This window comes from Pseudoalteromonas sp. Isolate3 (genome assembly GCF_022398505.1).
Lineage (GTDB): Bacteria > Pseudomonadota > Gammaproteobacteria > Enterobacterales > Alteromonadaceae > Pseudoalteromonas > Pseudoalteromonas apostichopi.
This window is the reverse complement of sequence record NZ_JAKEVN010000218.1, coordinates 1-2,645: the sequence shown is the minus strand read 5'-3', so window position 1 is coordinate 2,645 and position 2,645 is coordinate 1. Positions and strand designations below refer to the sequence as shown.

Below are 2,645 nucleotides of genomic sequence, written 5' to 3'. Positions count from 1 at the left end.
CTTCTAATATATCAAATACGTAATTAAATTCACTTTCAGATAGAGACGATAGCACCTGATTATCAAGATCTCGCCAAGCCCATAACAAAGTTGCTTTACTGACTTTTTGGAACTCTTTATGTGTTAATTTATTTAATACAGCAACAACATGGTCTCGGTGCTTTGTATTGTTGTTAGGCCAAAATTGGTCAATTTTTTTAATTGATTGTTTTGTTACGCTAAAAACATTCTCTTGCTTACCGATTATGCTTTCTTTTGTTGAGCAATTCTTTGGTTTGCTACTTGAACAGATTTCTAGGTCACTACCAACCATAACTAAGGTTTGATTTGCAGGCTCAGCAAAACATAATGACGGAAGTAACGCAGTACCTGCAAGTAATGCACTGCGAGAAAATAAGGATAATTTTTTAAAAATGCGCATGTATCGGTATTTAGCTGTATAAAATTAACAAAAGTATACCGACTTTTTAGATTGCTGAAAATGAAAGATAGAGGCGCATTATGCGCCTTCATTGCTAGTGATTCTAGATACTAATAGTTGCTCAACTTTCACCCCTTCAACATCGACAACCTCAAACTTATAGCCAGCAAAGTTTATAAACTCTGCACGCTTTGGCAGGCGTTTCATGGTGTAGATCAAAAATCCTGCGACTGTTTCGTAATGAGACTGTTCTGGGAACTCTTCAATTTCAAGTACCTTAGCAAGCTCTACCACTGGGGTTAAACCATCAACTAACCAGGATGAATTATCACGTTGAATAATTAACTCTTCACCTTGATGGCTAATTAAATCGCCCATGAACCCTTTCATTAAATCTTTAACAGTGACAATACCGACCATTAGCGCATATTCATTAACCACAACGGCAAACGGCTCTGCCGCTTTTTTAAAGGTATTTAACGCTTCTGAAAGACTCAATGTTTCTGGCAGGTAGAAAATGTCGCGGCTTATCAATTCATTATCTATTTCGGCAGTTTGTCCTTTTAGTACTTTGCGCAAAATATCTTTTGATTCAACCGAACCAATTAATTTATCTAAACTGCCATCACACACTAAAAAGTGATTATGAGGGTGCTCAATTATTTTGGTTGCTACTTCTTGAGCATCTGCTTTGACATCAAAAAACACAATTTGATCACGAGGCGTCATCACACTCGATAAAAAGCGGGCTTCTAAATCAAATACATTGCCAATTAACTCATATTCTTGTTGCTGCAAGCTGCCGTACTCAGCCCCTGCATCCATCATCGCGACGATGTCTTCTGTGGTAACGATATCTTCTCTCTCTGCAGGCACTTTAAACGCGCGCAAAACCAAATTAGTAATACCATTAAAGAAAACAACAAAGGGTGTTAGCGCAAAAGTAACCCAGCGCATAATAGATACCACATTAACAGCAACCGCCTCAGGCATAATCATCGCTAAGCGTTTTGGTAACAAGTCAGCGAATAAGATAAACAAAGAAGTAATACTAAAAAACGAAATCAAAAAGCTAACTTGGCTCAGTAACGGACCTTGATAAATCATTCCTAAAACTTGTTCGATATAAGGAGATAATGCTTGCTCACCAACAATCCCCCCCAAAATCGCAATCGCATTTAAGGCTATTTGTATCATCGCAAAAAATGCTCCAGGTTGCTCTTGTAAGCTAAGCACTGCTTGGGCTTTTTTATTTCCTTCGTCCACCATAACTCGTAATTTGATCTTACGAGATGCAGCAATCGCTATTTCGCTCATTGCAAACAATGCACTGATCAAAATTAAAATCATAATAATGAGTAAATCACTCATTGTAGCTCCTAATAATTAAGCGCATTCAGAGTGTTGAATGCAAACAACTTTTTGCTCGTTTAGGCTAGCTAGAGTTTGGCGAGAATGGACAAAAAGCAGCTGATTATAGCCACTTTGTAGCATTCAACAAGTGCTATTTTTAATCGTTAGCAGCAAAGCCTTTGTTTAATTTTTCAAGAGTCACAGGGTTGATGTTTTTATTGCAAGCGAAGTATAACTGAGGTGTTCCGACGGGCAGTTTTAATATCGGTTTTAAATCTTCAAGCGTATTATCGCCATCACGTTCATATTTAAACTGTTCATCGCTGAGGATGACTAAATCTATACTTGAGCGTCTGCTTTTAAGCACATCATAAATGTTGTCAAAACTATCAAGTAAGATCAGCTGATTGCGCTCATCAAAGCCATTCTCTTTTAAGTATATGTGTGAATAGTTATTTTTTAAAACTGCAATTCGGTATTTTTTAGCTTCATCAATATTAGCTATTTTTACTTGTTCAGATTTAAAAGAATAAAATGACGCCGAAAAACCACCAATGCGGGCTATCCAAGTAAATTTGTCTTCACGTGAAGGAAGCCTTGCCATAGAAAAGATACAGGTATTGCTGTCACGTAATGCTGCGTTATACGAAATTGACCAAGTGTTTACAGAAAGCTCATAATCCAATCCACTTTTTTCTAGACCTGATTTAACTTGATCAACCACAGTTCCAGTTAATACGCCGTTTTCATTTAGGTATTGAAAATTAGGGAAATTTTCGGTCACCACTGTAATTGCTGCAAAACAAGGTTGCAGAAATAGCAGCAATGACAGGGTTAGAATTGTGCGCATAATGAGCGATACCAAATAAAT

General features: G+C 37.2%; 2 protein-coding genes and 1 pseudogene. All 3 read right to left on the bottom strand.

What is annotated here, in order from left to right; all coding sequences use genetic code 11:
- Window positions 1–421 (bottom strand): annotated as a pseudogene (locus tag L1D46_RS20305) (cyanophycinase); the annotation flags it as partial.
- Window positions 422–499: 78 nt separating this feature from the next.
- A complete protein-coding gene (locus tag L1D46_RS20300; RefSeq protein ID WP_130052442.1) occupies window positions 500–1,792 on the bottom strand; it encodes a hemolysin family protein in 1,293 nt (430 codons plus the stop codon).
- A gap of 139 nt (window positions 1,793–1,931) precedes the next feature.
- The coding region (locus L1D46_RS20295) for a transporter substrate-binding domain-containing protein (RefSeq protein WP_239978139.1) at window positions 1,932–2,645 on the bottom strand (714 nt) is incomplete at its 5' end.